The sequence below is a fragment of the Phytobacter sp. RSE-02 genome (genome assembly GCF_040578655.1).
GTDB lineage: Bacteria > Pseudomonadota > Gammaproteobacteria > Enterobacterales > Enterobacteriaceae > Phytobacter > Phytobacter diazotrophicus.
Map to the genome: position 1 here is coordinate 38975 of NZ_JBEULY010000002.1, position 15742 is coordinate 54716.

18 protein-coding genes are annotated in these 15742 nt (G+C 54.5%); 6 read left to right on the top strand and 12 right to left on the bottom strand.

The window, feature by feature from the left end; genetic code table 11:
- Positions 1-85: 85 nt before the first annotated feature.
- Together mgtS and ftrA are read right to left on the bottom strand one after the other, a co-directional pair.
- The gene (gene mgtS, locus ABU190_RS03900) at positions 86-181 is read right to left on the bottom strand and encodes a protein MgtS (protein WP_039078912.1); all 96 of its coding nucleotides are present in this window, start codon (positions 179-181) and stop codon (positions 86-88) included.
- A 109-nt stretch (positions 182-290) separates the two neighbouring features.
- Entirely contained in the window at positions 291-1295 is a 1005-nt protein-coding gene (gene ftrA, locus ABU190_RS03905) for a transcriptional regulator FtrA (protein WP_354690450.1), read from the bottom strand.
- 67 nt (positions 1296-1362) lie between these two features.
- On the opposite strand from ftrA, the gene ABU190_RS03910 reads away from it, so the two are divergent.
- The 3 genes from ABU190_RS03910 to ABU190_RS03920 all read left to right on the top strand — a co-directional run bounded on the left by ABU190_RS03910 (position 1363) and on the right by ABU190_RS03920 (position 4404).
- Positions 1363-1758 (top strand): rhodanese-like domain-containing protein, encoded by a 396-nt coding sequence (locus ABU190_RS03910; RefSeq protein ID WP_354690451.1) that lies wholly within the window; start codon positions 1363-1365, stop codon positions 1756-1758.
- Positions 1759-1911: 153 nt separating this feature from the next.
- The gene (locus ABU190_RS03915; protein WP_107222775.1) at positions 1912-3018 is read left to right on the top strand and encodes a cobalamin-independent methionine synthase II family protein; all 1107 of its coding nucleotides are present in this window, start codon (positions 1912-1914) and stop codon (positions 3016-3018) included.
- Positions 3019-3174: 156 nt separating this feature from the next.
- The gene (locus ABU190_RS03920; protein WP_354690803.1) at positions 3175-4404 is read left to right on the top strand and encodes an MFS transporter; all 1230 of its coding nucleotides are present in this window, start codon (positions 3175-3177) and stop codon (positions 4402-4404) included.
- A 14-nt stretch (positions 4405-4418) separates the two neighbouring features.
- Here the strand turns inward: ABU190_RS03920 and ydeE are convergent, their stop codons facing one another.
- The gene (ydeE, locus tag ABU190_RS03925; RefSeq protein WP_354690452.1) at positions 4419-5606 is read right to left on the bottom strand and encodes an efflux MFS transporter YdeE; all 1188 of its coding nucleotides are present in this window, start codon (positions 5604-5606) and stop codon (positions 4419-4421) included.
- A 194-nt stretch (positions 5607-5800) separates the two neighbouring features.
- Here ydeE and eamA point away from each other — a divergent pair, with 194 nt between their 5' ends.
- Positions 5801-6694, top strand: coding sequence for an O-acetylserine/cysteine exporter (gene eamA, locus ABU190_RS03930; protein WP_039078918.1), 894 nt, complete (start codon positions 5801-5803; stop codon positions 6692-6694).
- A gap of 38 nt (positions 6695-6732) precedes the next feature.
- On the opposite strand, the gene marB is transcribed toward eamA, so the two are convergent.
- The 3 genes from marB to marR are packed head-to-tail and all read right to left on the bottom strand — an operon-like array spanning position 6733 to position 7816.
- Entirely contained in the window at positions 6733-6948 is a 216-nt protein-coding gene (gene marB / locus ABU190_RS03935; protein WP_039078919.1) for a multiple antibiotic resistance protein MarB, read from the bottom strand.
- 31 nt (positions 6949-6979) lie between these two features.
- Entirely contained in the window at positions 6980-7363 is a 384-nt protein-coding gene (gene marA / locus ABU190_RS03940) for an MDR efflux pump AcrAB transcriptional activator MarA (RefSeq protein ID WP_139153698.1), read from the bottom strand.
- A gap of 18 nt (positions 7364-7381) precedes the next feature.
- The gene (gene marR / locus ABU190_RS03945; RefSeq protein WP_039078921.1) at positions 7382-7816 is read right to left on the bottom strand and encodes a multiple antibiotic resistance transcriptional regulator MarR; all 435 of its coding nucleotides are present in this window, start codon (positions 7814-7816) and stop codon (positions 7382-7384) included.
- 239 nt (positions 7817-8055) lie between these two features.
- Between marR and ABU190_RS03950 the strand changes: the two genes are divergently transcribed.
- A complete protein-coding gene (locus ABU190_RS03950) occupies positions 8056-8730 on the top strand; it encodes a MarC family NAAT transporter (RefSeq protein ID WP_039078922.1) in 675 nt (224 codons plus the stop codon).
- Positions 8731-8825: 95 nt separating this feature from the next.
- On the opposite strand, the gene ABU190_RS03955 is transcribed toward ABU190_RS03950, so the two are convergent.
- Entirely contained in the window at positions 8826-10028 is a 1203-nt protein-coding gene (locus ABU190_RS03955; protein WP_354690453.1) for a sugar transporter, read from the bottom strand.
- A gap of 182 nt (positions 10029-10210) precedes the next feature.
- Between ABU190_RS03955 and ABU190_RS03960 the strand changes: the two genes are divergently transcribed.
- Positions 10211-11005 (top strand): PhzF family phenazine biosynthesis protein, encoded by a 795-nt coding sequence (locus ABU190_RS03960; protein WP_354690454.1) that lies wholly within the window; start codon positions 10211-10213, stop codon positions 11003-11005.
- Between the two features lie 52 nt (positions 11006-11057).
- On the opposite strand, the gene ABU190_RS03965 is transcribed toward ABU190_RS03960, so the two are convergent.
- From ABU190_RS03965 to ABU190_RS03985, 5 genes are all read right to left on the bottom strand, one after another.
- Positions 11058-11735 carry an SDR family oxidoreductase gene (locus ABU190_RS03965; protein ID WP_039078925.1) on the bottom strand — a complete coding sequence of 226 codons (678 nt, stop codon included), beginning with the start codon at positions 11733-11735 and terminating at the stop codon, positions 11058-11060.
- A gap of 2 nt (positions 11736-11737) precedes the next feature.
- Complete coding sequence (locus ABU190_RS03970) at positions 11738-12208, bottom strand: YhcH/YjgK/YiaL family protein (RefSeq protein ID WP_354690455.1); 471 nt, start codon at positions 12206-12208, stop codon at positions 11738-11740.
- Entirely contained in the window at positions 12205-13368 is a 1164-nt protein-coding gene (locus tag ABU190_RS03975) for an exo-alpha-sialidase (RefSeq protein ID WP_079498235.1), read from the bottom strand. Before ABU190_RS03975 ends, ABU190_RS03970 begins: the two co-directional genes overlap by 4 nt.
- A gap of 1 nt (position 13369) precedes the next feature.
- Entirely contained in the window at positions 13370-14782 is a 1413-nt protein-coding gene (locus ABU190_RS03980) for a sodium:solute symporter family protein (RefSeq protein ID WP_271850540.1), read from the bottom strand.
- A 75-nt stretch (positions 14783-14857) separates the two neighbouring features.
- Positions 14858-15742 (bottom strand): dihydrodipicolinate synthase family protein, encoded by an 885-nt coding sequence (locus ABU190_RS03985; protein WP_296415585.1) that lies wholly within the window; start codon positions 15740-15742, stop codon positions 14858-14860.

The window sequence follows — 15742 nt, forward strand, 5'->3', positions numbered from 1 at the left end:
TTTTGCCTGCATTACGGCAAAAAAGAAGGCCCCTCGCGGCGTATCGGCGCGAGGGGCCTGTTTAGTGGGGGATTATCTCCGTTCATTAGTCGTCCCATTTATGGCTAAAATATGCAGCAAGAAAACCAGAAAATAAAATGATTCCCAGCACTGCAATAAAAACATGCATATTTCCTAACATGGTTACTCTCCTTTTATCGAATAATACTAACCTCACTTACCTTTCGTTATTTGCCGCGTTGAATGGAATACTACCTCATTGAATCTAAACAATAGCTTAATTATGTGAACTATTTATTCACCAGCGTAAATTTTTTGCGAAATTGTCCTGGGGTGAGTGCGTAATGTTGCTGAAAATGATGGCGCAGGGCGGCACCATTGCTAAAACCGATTTGTTCGGCAATCACGTCGATATTCATTCGTGACTGGGTTAGCAATTCTTCGGCCCGCCGCAGACGGGCCTGCAAAATCCAGCGGGCGGGTGTAGTGCCAGTGGATTCCGCAAACCGGCGTAAAAACGTGCGCGGGCTCATGCCGACATGACGGGCCAGCGACTCAACGGTATGGCTTGCGGCGAGTTGCTGGTGCACAAAATCAAACAGTTTACCCAGCGACTGACTCTCCCGCGAACGGGCCACCGGTGCCGTCACTTTTTGCGTCTGTGTCCCGTCGCGGTGGGGCTGAACCACCAGACGCTGGGCAACATTATTGGCGATGTCGCGACCGAAATCGGTGCGGACAACATGCAGACACAGATCGATGCCTGCCGCGCTACCCGCAGAGGTCATCACGCGGCCCTCATCATAGTAGAGCGCATCTTCCAGCACCTCGATTGCCGGATAGCGCTGACGCAGCAGATCAGTGTAGCGCCAGTGGGTTGTCGCTTTTCGTCCGTTGAGGAGCCCGGCCGCGGCAAGCACGAAGACCCCGGAGCAAATAGACATTATCCGGCATCCGCGCTGATGGGCCTGGCGCAGTGCCTGGCAAAGCGTCTCCGGTACCGGCATTTGCGCGCCGCGCCAGCCTGGAACAATGATTGTATCGGCCTGTTCGAGCAGTTCCACGCCGCCTTCGGTCACAATGCGGATACCGCCAGTCGCACGCAGCTCCCCTTCATCCACCGCCGCAACGGCAAAGCGATACCAGTTCTCGCCCAGTTCGGGGCGTGGCAGGCCGAAAATTTCCACGGCGACGCCAAACTCAAAAGTACATAAACCGTCGTAAGCGAGAGCGACAACCAAATGTTGGTGTTCGTGGAGCAGTGAAATTGTCATGTTTTTGCGGTTATCTGGCATAAAGCTATACAGTCGCTGTGTCCTGTTTTCGTTACATTAGTGTTAACACAAACCTGGAGAAAGCACTATGAGCTATGTATCGGAAGTTCCTGCCGCCTCACCTGAGATTACCGCCAGTCACTTTTTGCGCCGCCTGAGCGTCGAGACAGATTGCGCCGATGTCCACCATGCGTTGAACCACGAGGAGCAAGATTTTGTGCTGTTACATGTGGTGGGCAGCCCGGAGACCTTCGCCAGGCGCCATATTCCCGGCGCGATCCATCTGCCGCATTCGCAAATGACACCGGAACGCATGGCGCAATGGCCCCAGGATACCCTCTTTGTTGTCTATTGCGCAGGCCCCCATTGTAATGGGGCGGACCGTGCGGCGCTCAAGCTGGCGCGGTTGGGGCTGGCGGTCAAAATTATGCTCGGCGGGATAACCGGCTGGGAAGATGAAGGGTACAGTTTCGCGGCAAGTTGAATTTTTTTCATGTGTGTTGAGAAAATCTCGTTTGCCACACAGACACTGCGTGTGACATTTTATTTGGACGTTTAGCCATCCAGAAGGCTAAAAATTCAAATAATGAACTATCACGCCGGGAAACTATCTGGCCCGGCGTGCAAGGAGATCACCATGCAGCAGCGTCATCAGGCCCCGTTCCGCGCAGACGTAGTAGGCAGCTTCCTGCGTCCGGATGCCATTAAACAGGCTCGTCAACAATTTGCGCAGGGCACAATCAGCGCGCAGCAACTGCGTACCGTGGAAAACGAGGCTATCCGTCAGGTGGTTCAGCAGCAGTGTGACTGCGGCTTGCATGTGGTGACCGACGGGGAGTTCCGCCGCGCCTGGTGGCATTTCGATTTCTTTGATGGTCTGCAGGGCGTTGAGCGTTACGACGCGGATAAAGGCATCCAGTTCAATGGTGTGCAGACCAAAGCACACGGTGTGCGGGTGACCGGGAAACTCGGTTTTGGCGATCACCCAATGCTGGAAGACTTTGTTTACCTGAAAAGCATCAGTGGTAATGCCCAGCCGAAGATGACCATTCCAAGCCCGAGCGTGCTGCATTTCCGTGGTGGCCGTAAAGATATTGACGCCACCGTCTACCCGGACCTGGCAGACTATTTTGACGATCTTGCGACCACCTGGCGTGACGCGATCCATGCGTTCTACGCCGCAGGTTGTCGATATCTGCAACTGGACGATACCGTCTGGGCCTACCTGTGCTCTGACGATCAGCGCCGTCAGATAGTCGAGCGTGGTGAAGACCCGGATGAGCTGGCGCGAATCTATGCCCGCGTACTGAACAAAGCGCTGGAAGGCAAACCGGCGGACTTAACGATTGGTCTGCACGTCTGTCGCGGCAATTTCCGCTCTACCTGGATTTCCGAAGGCGGTTATGAGCCGGTGGCGGAAGTATTGTTTGGTAGCGTGAATGTCGATGCGTTCTACCTTGAGTATGACAATGACCGCTCCGGTGATTTTGCGCCGCTGCGCTTTATTCGCCCTGGCAAACAGCAGGTGGTACTGGGGCTGATAACCACCAAAAATGGGGAACTGGAGAACCCGGAAGGCATCAAAGCGCGCTTACAGGAAGCGGCGAAATATGTCAGTCTGAACCAGCTTTGCCTGAGCCCACAGTGTGGTTTTGCCTCAACGGAGGAGGGGAACACGCTGACAGCAGAGCAACAATGGGATAAAGTGCGCCTCGTTACGCAAATAGCGGAAGAGGTGTGGTAATCCGCCAGTCATAACGACAAACAGAATACTTTGGGCATGCGGGGCACCCTGCATGTCCTTTCTTTATTTATTCGGCCAGGCCAGAACCAGACATAATGGAGCCATTAATGGCGGCAAAAAGGGATAAATCGGAGCAGATTTGTGGATACTGAAGTGATGGCGTCGCGCGGCCAACGGGCCTTTCACTCTTCTTCTTTTCGCTACCTGTTTTTTGGCCGCCTGCTGACCGTGCTGGGAAACGGCATTGCCCCGATTGCGCTGGCGTTTGCGGTGCTGGATATCGGCGGCTCCGCGACGGACTTAGGGCTGGTTGTGGCGGCACGTTCACTCTTCAACGTTATCTTCTTGCTGCTCGGCGGTGTGCTGGCGGACCGCTATTCACGAAGCCTGGTGCTGGTCTCCTCTTCGCTGGTGGCGGCAGTGGCCCAGGGGATGGTGGCCTGGCTGGTGCTCGACGGCAGCGCAACCATTATGCTGCTGGCTGTGCTCGGCGCGCTTAACGGCGCGGCGGCGGGCATCGCGTTGCCTGCCTCATCGGCGATGGTGCCGCAGACGGTGCCCCTGCGTACCCTGCGGGAAGCGAATGCCCTTATCCAGCTTGGTGTGTATGGCGGTACGGTGATTGGTGCGTCGCTTGGCGGTATGCTCACCAGCACTATCGGTCCGGGATGGGGGCTGGCGATTGATGCGTTTGGCTTTGCGGCCTCGGCTCCGCTCTACTTACTGATTCGTGTTGGGGCAATCGCATCACATGAAACGCAATCAAATATCCTGCAGGATTTGCGCGATGGCTGGAAAGAGTTTATCGCCCGTACCTGGGTCTGGGCGATTGTGGTGCAGTTTACTATTGTCAATGCGGCCTTTAGTGGTATGGCGATGGTACTCGGCCCCATCGTGGCGGATGAAACCTTTGGCCGTACCGGCTGGGGGCTCGGCGTGGCGGCACAGAGCATTGGCCTGATTGCGGGTTCGCTGATTGCGCTGCGCTGGCGTCCCCGACGCGATCTGTTTATTGGTGTGATACTGGTTAACTTTTGCGCGTTGCCGTTGCTGGCTTTGGGAATCTATCCCACGACGACCGCATTGATGGCCGGTTTTTTCCTGGCCGGCGTGAGCTTTGGTCTGTTTGGCGTGGTCTGGGCGCAGTCACTGCAAACCCATATCCCGCCTGAAAAACTGGCGCGGGTATATGCCTATGATGCCCTGGGCTCGTTTGTTGCGATCCCGGTTGGTGAAATTGCCGCCGGTCCGCTGGCACAGCACTATGGCAGCACGCCTGTCCTGCTGGCCTGCGCGCTGGCGGTGGTGCTGGCGACGGTGGCGGCCTGCTTTGTTCCTGCCATTCGTTTGCTCGACAACTCGCCGCAGATCCGCCCGAACCGTTAAAGCACAGGCAGGCGTTAGCTTGTCTGCAACGCACCCAGTGGTTTTGCCTGCATCCCCCGCAGCATCATCAGCCAGGCCAGCACGATGGTGACCATCATAATGACAAAGAGCGTCCATGCCGGCAGGGTGGTCAGGATAATCCCGGTTAACAGCGGGTTCATTGCCGCGCCCAGCCATCCCAGCGCCTGGGCTGAGAAGTAGCTCGCTTTCATCCCCGGCGGGGCAATGTTATCGATCAGCATGTACTCGCCGGGGGCATAAATCACTTCGCCAAGGGTAAAGATGGCGGCCGACACGCCCCAGAACCAGAGATTGTCCCCTGAGAACATAAACCCACCCAGCCCCAGCACAAAACAGACGGTGCCGAAGGCCATTAACGGGCGCAGGTTGTTTGCCGTCAGCTTACTGCCCAGCCCATATTGCAACGTCACCACCACTGCGGCATTCACTGGCAGTACCACGGCAACGACCTTCTCGGCAAAGTCGCCGTCGGCGATCGACATGACATACTGCGCAATACAAGACGCAAACGATCCGGCGACAAAAGAGGCCAGCAGTCCGGATAAGGTAAACCAGCGTAGCGCGCGGTCACGCAATAACACCGATGGCGACCAGGCCACGCTGTTTTCGCTGCTCTGCGCCACGTGCACGCGGCGAACAAATAGCTGAATAAACACCAACGGTATCGCGGAACAGAAGGCCGCGAGCCAGAAGGGCAGATTGATGCTGTACATGACCAGCATCGTGCCGATCGGCGGCCCGACGGTCCAGCCGATATTAATAAACGTATAGTTGATCGAAAAAATCCGCGCTTTCGCCGCCGCGCCCAGCGTATCGGAAAAATAGGCTTTCAGAACGGTCGAAAATACCGAATAGGCGCAGTTAATGAGCGAGAAAAATAACACCACCAGACCGGCATGGCTGACCAGTGGAATCGCGCTAAAACCAAGCAGGAAGACGGCGATGGCCAGCAACATATAGCGCTTTTTATCGAATTTATCCGCCAGGATACCGAAGCCAAGACTAAAGACCACGCCAATGGTTAACGCCGTCGTCATCGCATAACCCACCTGGTCAACAGACATGGCGTACTGGCGATTGAGATAGATAGTCATGAATGGCAGCGTTGCGCCGCGGCCTATGGTTAACAGCAACGACGACGCCAGTAGCGCGGCGGTAGAGCGCTTTTGTGTTGAGATCATTTTCCTGCCCGACAATGCCTGTTGTTATAGTTTTTTGTGATGTCTAACAGCAATAACATGCATAAAGCGTGATGTACATCGGTTGATTTATCCGTGGATGCCAAAACTGACCTGCCAAAAATAATGATCTGTCTCTGGACTGTTTTTTGCGTTAACGTAAATTTTTACAAAAGTTTAAAAATCAGAGGCGAAGAATGACGCGTAAAGATGGACTGCTGGCGCTGTTGGTTGTGGTGGTATGGGGCCTGAATTTTGTAGTGATCAAAGTCGGGCTGCACAACATGCCTCCACTTATGCTGGCGGGTTTACGCTTCGTTCTGGTGGCATTTCCGGCACTGCTGTTTATTGCGCGCCCTAAAGTGCCTCTGCGCTTACTGTTGGGCTACGGTCTGACCATCAGTTTCGGGCAGTTTGCGTTCTTATTTTGCGCCATCAAATTCGGCATGCCTGCGGGGCTTGCGTCACTGGTTCTGCAGGCGCAGGCGTTTTTCACCATCATTCTTGGCGCGGGCGTGTTCGGCGAACGTCTGCAGGGGAAACAACTGGCGGGCATTGCGCTGGCGGTCTTCGGTGTGCTGGTGCTGATTGAGGCCAGCCTGAGCGGGCAACACATCCCGATGATCGGTTTTGCCCTTACCCTCGCGGCGGCGTTCAGTTGGGCCTGCGGCAATATCTTCAATAAAAAAATCATGAGCCACAGCTCACGCCCGCCGGTCATGTCGCTGGTGGTCTGGAGTGCCTTGATTCCGATTATTCCCTTTATGGTGGCATCGCTGGTCTTTGAAGGCCCGGCGTTGATGCGACAAAGCCTGGTCAGTATTGACCTGACGACTATTTTGTCGCTGGTTTATCTGGCGTTTGTGGCGACGATTGTCGGTTATGGCATCTGGGGTTCGCTGCTTGGACGTTATGAAACCTGGCGCGTTGCGCCGCTGTCGCTGCTGGTGCCGGTGGTCGGGATGGCCAGTGCCGCGCTACTGCTGGGTGAGTCGTTGTCCCTGTTGCAACTGGGCGGGGCGGTGCTGATTATGGCGGGGCTGTACATCAATGTGTTTGGTTTTCGCTTACGTCGGGCAGTTCAGGCGTAAGAGATAAAAAAAGCCCCGCCGAAGGCGGGGCAAAACGATTAGGTGCGCTCGTTGTAATAAGGCACGCCCAATTCGTCGGATTTATCACTCCCGGCTCCCATGTGGTTAAAGTCGAAAGGCGACTGTTCATGGGAAGTGGGCATTACCATTGTGTCACGTGGGTTCTGTTTCGCAGGGTGTGCGAATTGTTCCGCATAACTCTGGCCGGTCAGTAACACCATCACGGTGAGGGCGGCACAGGCAATACGTTTCATGATTTCCTCGATACGTCTTTAAAACAGGCGATTAGCAATTACAGTGGTTTAACGGAAATAGATAGCGAGACTCTCCGGGTATTTCGGTCACACGATACTTGTGTGGCGGCACGTCAAAGTAGTTTTTGAACGTGCGCGTCAGGGTTTGTTGCGATTCAAACCCATAGCGCTCCGCGAGATACAGGATCGGTTCATTACTGCCTTTCAGCTTCTGTGCGATTTCAGTCAGCTTACGGCTGCGAATGTACTGTCCCAGGGAGTGCCCCGTCTCTTTTTTAAACATCCGTTGCAGGTGCCATTTGGAGTAACCCGAACGCTCTGACACTTTTTCCAGTGAGAGCGGCGATTCCAGGTTATCTTCAATCCAGTCCAAAATGCTATGAATAGTGATGGCGTCAGTATTGCGTCTGGACATCGTCATACCTCTTTTTCGTTACGGCAAGATCTTCTTGAGCAAATGCTCCAGAGTTGCCACTTCTTCTGCCGTTAAGTTTTTTGTTAATTCCTGATGCAGGTTTTGCCCTACTAATTGATGACATTGCTCACACAACGCGGCGCCGTCGGTGGTTAATTGCACCAGCACGCCGCGTTTGTCATGCGGATTAGGATTTCTTTCGATCCAGCCTTTGCAGACCAGTCGGTCAAGCATGCGCGTAAGCGCACCAAGGTCGACAGAGAGGATCTTTTTTAATTCAACCGGGGTGATACATCCCTGGCAGCGGATAGAACAGAGCACCTTAAACTGCGTGGCGGTGACATCCAGCGGCGCGAGATAGTCGTTAAGTAAGCGATCTTTCTTTTGGTTAACCATATGGATCAAGCGACCAAGTGGAATGATTTCGTTAAACAGATCACTTGTGCTTTTCACAGTGGTTGCCCCGGCAAGTATATTAGTCACGGCAGATATTATTGCTCAGGCAAGTATAAGTCAACTGAATGAATTAGCTTATGCCACGATTTGCTAAAGCCGCGTTATGTCTGTATTTTTCGTCAGCTATCTCTTTGTTTTTTCTTAATTAATAAAGAGATAAGCAAAGCCACTGCCGGGCAGGTCGCGATGAAGATATACTCTGCGGTACGTTTGTTGGCCCTGGAGAGCCTTATTAGATGATGGATTTATTGAAAGTAATTGGCCTTGGACTGGTGGTGATACTGCCGTTGGCAAACCCGCTCACCACCGTTGCGCTCTTTTTAGGGCTCGCGGGCAATATGAACAGCGCCCAGCGCAATCACCAGTCGCTGATGGCCTCTGTCTATGTCTTTGCCATCATGATGGTGGCGTATTATGCCGGGCAAGTGGTGATGAACACCTTCGGGATTTCAATTCCGGGGTTGCGTATCGCCGGTGGGCTTATTGTGGCCTTTATCGGCTTTCGTATGCTTTTCCCGCCGCAGAAAATGCATGAAGCGCCGGAGATCAAAACCAAATCGGAAGAGCTGGAAGACGAACCGACGGCCAATATCGCTTTCGTGCCGTTAGCGATGCCGAGTACTGCCGGCCCGGGGACGATTGCGATGATCATCAGTTCCGCGTCGACAGTGCGCGAAAGCAGCGCCTTCCCTGAATGGGTGTTGTGGATTGCGCCACCGCTGATTTTCGCCACCGTGGCGGTGATCCTGTGGGGTTGTCTGCGCAGCTCCGGGGCGATAATGCGGCTGGTAGGTAAGGGTGGAATTGAGGCTATTTCTCGTCTGATGGGCTTTTTGCTGGTCTGTATGGGTGTGCAATTTATCATTAATGGCGTGCTGGAAATCATTACGACCTACCACGCCGCTGCCTGATGTGACAGCCGTTACGCTGATGGCCGCCAGTGCCAGACGCGGGGAGATAAATACCGTCAGCGGTAGCGCAACTGCGACCCGCTGACGGTGAGGCATTACATATGGTGCGGTTGCTGCCTTTCTTCAAGCGATACCGGCCAGCGACGGAAAATCACGACCGACCAGACCAGCGCGGCCAGCGCCGGAATGGCGCCCGCATAGCCAATGGCTGACATCGACCATTGCAGGCTGACTTGGTTACCGACCAGCGCGCCCGCGCCAATCCCGATATTGAAAATGCCCGAAAACAGTGACATGGCGACATCGGTCGCGTCCGGTGCCAGCGCCAGGACTTTCACCTGCATACCGAGGCCGATAATCATAATCGCGATACCCCAGAAGACGCTCAACACGGCAAGGTTGATCTCACTGCCTGCCGCAGGGCGCAGCAGCAGCAGCGAAATGAGCAGCAGGCCAATTGCGCCGCTAATAAGACCGGAGGCATGTTTATTGCCCAGCTTGCCAAACAGCACGCTGCCAAAGATCCCCGCACCGCCGAGGATCAGCAGCAGTAAGGTGGCGAAATTACCGCTAAATCCCGCCACATTCTGCACGAACGGCTCAATATAGCTGTAGGCGGTGTAATGGGCGGTAACCACCACGACCGTCAGCAAATAAATCGATAACAGCGCCGGGCGACGGAATAGTTCCGGCAGGCTACGCAGCGAACCGGAGTGCTCGCTGGGCAGTTTCGGCAACAGTTTGATCAGACACAGCAGGGTGACCAGCGCACCAAAACCGATGGCGAAGAAGGTGGTACGCCAGCCGAAATATTGCCCGACGACGCGACCAATCGGAATACCCAGCACCATAGCCAGCGCCGTACCGGTAGCAATAAGACTCAGCGCTTGCGCGCGTTTGCCTGCCGGGGCGAGGCGAATGGCCAGGGAGGCGGTAATAGACCAGAAAATGGCATGGGCGAAAGCGATACCGATGCGGCTTATCACCAGCACATGGAAATTCCACGCCAGGAAGGAGAGAACATGGCTCCCAATAAACAGCACGAACAGGCCAATCAGCAGCTTACGGCGCTCCACCTGGCTGGTCAGCAGCATAAACGGCAGCGACATCAGCGCCACAACCCAGGCGTAGATCGTCAGCATAATACCGACCTGCGGTGTTTCCATGTCAAAGCTTTGCGCGATGTCCGACAGCAGCCCCACGGGCACGAACTCAGTGGTATTAAAAATGAACGCAGCAACGGCAAGCGTCACCACCCGGAGCCACGCGACTTTACGTGAAACCATTTGTGTTGTCATATATTTTGGGATCGGTAGCAGGAGAAGAAGATGTGCAGATCTTAGATCTAATTCTGCTCAAAATACAAACTTTTTGTGATCAATGTCTCATTTTTCGGTAGGGCACAACGATGCCAGTTGAAACAAAAAGCAATACAAGGGAAAAACGAACTAAAACAAAAAGGAAAACAAGAGGAAAGGCTATGCATACAATCGACTTCTACATGGTGGACGCGTTCAGCGACCATACATTTGGCGGCAACGCCGCCGCCGTTTGTCCACTAACGGAATGGTTACCTGATGACGTGCTGTTGAAAATGGCGCAACAACATAATCAGTCGGAAACCGCCTTCTTTGTTCGTAACGACGACGGTTTCGAGCTGCGCTGGTTTACCACGCAGTATGAAATCAACCTTTGTGGTCACGCCACGCTTGCCGTAGCCCATGTGATTTTCGAATATCTGGACTACCCCGAGACGCATATTCATTTCGCTACCCGCTTTGTTGGCCCGCTTACCGTAAGTCGCAAAGGTGACTGGCTGACGCTGGACTTCCCGGCCTGGCAAACAGAAAAGGTGGAAACGCCGCCTGCGCTGTTGTTTGAAACGCTCGGCATCACCCAGGCCAAAGAGGTGCGCGTGGCACGCGATTACATGGTGGTGCTGGACAATCAGCAGCAGGTTGAAGCCGTTACCCCGGATATCGCCGCGATGATCCCCTTAAACAAAATGGTCTGTATTACCGCACCGGGCGACGAGCATGATTTTGTCAGTCGCTTTTTCTGTCCGGGTGAATCAGTACCTGAAGATCCTGTAACCGGTTCGACTCATAGCATGCTGATTCCGTACTGGGCGGATAAGCTCGGTAAGACCGTTTTGCAGGCCCGCCAGCTCTCGGCCCGTGGCGGTGAACTGCGCTGCGAAGCGCGTGGTGAAAGGGTATTGATTGGCGGCCAGGCCACCATTTATCTGATTGGCAAAGTCTATTTGCGTGGTTAAAAATAAGCACCGTTGAGAAAGTTAAAGGGGTGACAGTGTCACCCCTTTTTCGTTACTTAAGCGATGCGCCGCCGCATATCACCAGCTCCTGACCGGTCATGGCCGCCGCGTCCGGTGACAGAACGAATCCCACCAGCGCGGCCACTTCTTCCGGTTTAATCAGCCGTCCGATGGGCGGCATATTGGGTGGCGAGCTTTCGCGTCCGGGCGCACTGAGCATTGGCGTTTGCGTCGCCCCCGGCGCCACCACATTGGCCGTGATACCTCGCGGCGCAAGCTCTGCTGCCCAACTGCGCACCATTCCCACCAGCGCCGCCTTGGTGGCAACATACTGCGATCGTCCCGCCGCGCCGCGCGATGTCCGGCTACCGATGACCACGATCCTGCCCCCGGACGCCATCTGTGGAGCGAAGTGGTTCACCAGCGTTTCCGCCGCCAGCACATGCAATTGCCACAACCGCTGACTGACCTCAGGCGTTATTTCACCAAGCGGTGCGGCGGCCATCATTCCGGCGGCATGAATGAGCGCATGGGGCACAGGCAGGGTATTGAGCACATCACGCAGCGCCGCGCTGTCGCTGAGATCGACACAGACGCTGTTAAAATGTGTGTTGTCGCGTGTGACCTTTGAACGGCTAAGCCCGGTGACATTCCACCCCTGCTCAAGCAGGCGGCTGACAATGGCCTCGCCAATCCCGGAACTTGCCCCCGTTACAATCGCATGTGGCATGTTTACCCCCCCAGCAGTGAGCGCGGCACTTTGAACACCGCTTTGCGAACGGTCATGGGTTCCGCCGCCGCGCACAGGGCCTGATGCGGTTCGCCGGGTAAGAACACGGCAAAATCACCCGCTTGCAGCAGCATACTGACCGGCAGTTCTGCGGTTGTGGTGATAAACAGATCCGGTTTACGTTCCTCATCCGTTGCCAGCGGCGTATTTTGCGTACCGGCGCAGATAATTTCTTCCCCCGTCAGCAGTACCTGGATATCCGCCCACTGGTGGTGATATTCCGTATGGCGGTCTTCACGCCGTTGCGTGTGGGCCGGGCCAACGGTACAGAACCATTCTGCACCCGGTAACTGAAAACGTCCGTCATCGCGCGTCTGCAGTGCATCGAGCGAACACTGGGGAAGCGCGAGAATATCGCGCAACACCGCAGGTAACCCTGCCTGCGGCAGGGCGTTAAGATTGCCAAAAATCACACTGACTCCTTAACCCATTCCGGTGATACGCGCACATATTTAATCGCCTGGCGGAAATACGTATAGGCAATATGCAAACTGCCGTCCGCGCCCTGTTTGATGCTCGGGTAGGAGAACTCACGGTTCAGTTTTTCCTGAGAGTTATTGGTCATGCAATAGCCGTCGCCTTCATCAAGATGACGCTGCCACGGCCAGCTTTTCCCGCCGTCAGGCGATATCGCCACGGTCATCGGCGCGCGCGGCGCACCCCAGAACGCGCTTCTCCCTTCGGTCACTTCCGGCTCTTTACGTCCGTCGCCATCATCAATCTCATCGTATAAGGAGGCGCGACGTTCCAGCGCACCGGCGGCACTCATGTGGTTAAAGACCAGCGCCAGATTACCGTCCGCCAGTGTCGTGACCTGAATAGACGAGTTGTTGTTAGGCAGCGTTGTCGGTTCCGGTACGGACCAGCTTTCACCGCCATCAGTGGACTGGCTGTAATAGATGTTATCCGCCCAGCGGCTGCGAAAGAGCGCGACCAGCGTGCCGTTGTGTAGCGCGGTGATGTTCATATGCACGCAGCCGAGACTTTGCGGAACGTCCACATCACGCCAGGTTTTCCCCTGGTCGGCGGAGATTTTCACCGCGCTGACATCATCATTCCCCACCCATTTTTCGCCTGGTTTTGTCCGGCAATAGAAGACCGGCAGCAGCCAGTTGCCGTTTTCCAGCACGGTGATCGGCTGGCGAATAAAGGTGCCAGGCTTATCAAGCAGCGTGGCGATCTCACCCCAACTGACACCCAGATCGGTCGACTGGCGATAGCGGACGATTGCCGTGTCCTGGTTGCCGGAGATCTGCGCGGTCCACATCAGCCACAGTACGTTATCCGGGGCCAGAAAGAGCACCGGGTTCTGCTCAGAGCGGGTGGCATCGTCAGACAGCTTCACCGCGTCACTCCAGCGCTCACTGCCCGGTGCGAGGCGTGAGCCCCACACGGAAATATCCGCTACCCCTTCCTGGGTGCCACCAAACCAGACACACATCAGTGTGCCATCAGGTAGCGGCAGAATGTTGGCCGCGTGGTTTTGCGGGCAGGGCGAGGGCAGCATTGCACTCAGTACCTGTGCGTCTTCCTGTTGACGAATCACACCATCACGATTAACGGTAACGGACATATCAAACTCCACTATTTTGAACGGGTGTTGGCGCTTTTGGGTGTTCTTTACTCGGGATCAGACGGTCAAGAACCATAATCACCGCAGGGGTAATCAGCGCGATATACATATTGTTAATGCCAAACGGGTCGCCCAGCACATACCAGACAGACGTGACGACACAGGCGCCAATCAGGCCAGCATTCGCACCACGGGTGCTTTTAAAGAAGGGCGCATAGAAGGCAATCACAGCGACCACGGTGATGGACAACCGAATAGCACGGGTAAAGAACGACAGTTTCAGCACTTCCGGGACCAGCAGTACGAAAATCAACGGCAGGAAGCCAATAAACAGAGAGAGCCAGCGCGTCGCTTTAAATTCCTGCTCCGGCGTTGGATTGCGGTAAGGCACGTAGAAATCTTTAACGACCAGCGAGGCGATAGCCAGCGCCACGGTACTCACACTCACGAAAATTGAAGCAACAAGTGACGTTGTCACGAGTCCGGCAATCCACGGATTCATATCCTGCAGGAAGATAGGCATCGCGTACAGGCTGCTGATTTCCGGATGCAGGTATTTGGCAGCCACACCGATCACCGCAATCGCCAGGGAAATAGGCAGACAGAACCAGAAGGCAATCCAGGTGGAACGCCTGGCGGATTTCACGTCTTTGGTAGAACAGATGGCCTGAATCACAAACTGAGTGCAGAAAATAGAACCAATGGTGCCAATCAACCACGCGAAAATCGTACTTGGGCCAAAGTTACCGTCCCAGGTCCAGTAGAAGTGCGGCATCTCTCTGATCATAGGGGTGAAGCCACCGGTTTTGTACAGCGCGAAGCCCATGATCACCAGGATACCAAAATATTTCAGTGCGCTGTGCAGCAGGGTAACCCAGGCGACCCCTTTCATTCCGCCGTAAGCGAAATAGAACGTACTGACAATCGCGGTAATAAAGGCTGCCACCGGCAGACTCACTTTCAACACGGTTGCGATAGCCGCCGCGCCGCTAACGTAGTTACCGACGTTTACCAGCAACAACGCATAGATCATGATGATAGAAATGATGTTCTTAGTGCTGTTGCCGTATTTTTCCGCAATCGCGCCGGAGATGGTGATTTTGCCGGTGTTATAAATACGTTTTACCAGCAGCAGACCAAACAACGGGAAACCGATAGCCGCGCCCAGAACGGACCAGGAGGCGGCAATACCACCTTCGAACGCGGCCTGCGCGGTACCGATAGTGGATTTTGCGCCGATGTATTCAGACATCAATAAGATGCCTACCAGAAAGGCCGGCATCGCGCGCGAGCCTTCCATAAAATCGCCGGAGTTTTTACTGCGTAAACGGAAGGTAAGCCAGGTGGTAAAGACGATATAGGCAATGACTATACCGACAATGATCAGGGTATCTTGTGAAGTAAACGTGTTCATCTTTGCCTCTCTTTGGGGCGAGTGAAGCCAGGGCACCTGAGGTGCCCAATATTCTAATGACGAATGAAAAACGCCTTAACGCACGTACTGCGTCACTATCTGGCGAATTTGCAGTTGTTGTTCTTCAGTGAATGAAACGGCATAACGACTTTCGCCGACGTTATAGCCCATCAGTTGTACTGCTTTTTTAACCGCCGCCGGAGAGAACCCTACGCTATAGAGATCGGTGCGCAGCCCGGTGACATTTTCTTGCGCCTGACGAGAACCTTCCACGTCGCCAGCCCTGAAATGCGACCAGATCGCATTAATTTCCTTCGGGGCGACGTTCGCAAGGCCAGAGATACAGGCTGAACACCCTTCCACGAATCCCCGGTGAATCAGGGAATCCGGTCCGTTCAGGACATCGAAATTATCGATATCTTTTACGGCGTTCAGAAATCCGCTCAGGCTTTCATAGCTGCCTGCGCTGTCTTTAATGCCAATAATGTTTGGATGTTCCGCCAACACGCGAACGGTTTGCGGTTCAAGAGTATTCCCGGTGCGGGCAGGGATGTTATAGAGAAATACCGGGACGCTAAGGGCATCAGCGACAGCGGTATAATGGTTAATTAATTCGTTTTGTTTTAAGGGCACAAAATAGGGGGTGATCACGGATACCGCGTCGACGCCCAGCTTTTCAATCTGTTTACCCAGACGAATCGTTTCACGGGTAGCGATCTCACCAATATGAGCCACCACATTGGCGCGACCGGCCACTTCCTCAACACAGGCTGCGGTGACGGTGATTTTTTCCTGCTCATTCAGCACAAAAAACTCACCGTTTGTGCCGCCGCAGAAAATACCGTTTCCGGCAGCCAGTTGGCGATTGACCTGTTCTTTTAGTGACTGAACGTTCAATCCGCCTTCTTCATCAAAAGGCGTGACGATCGCCGTCAGCACGCCTTCAATTTTCTTACTCAT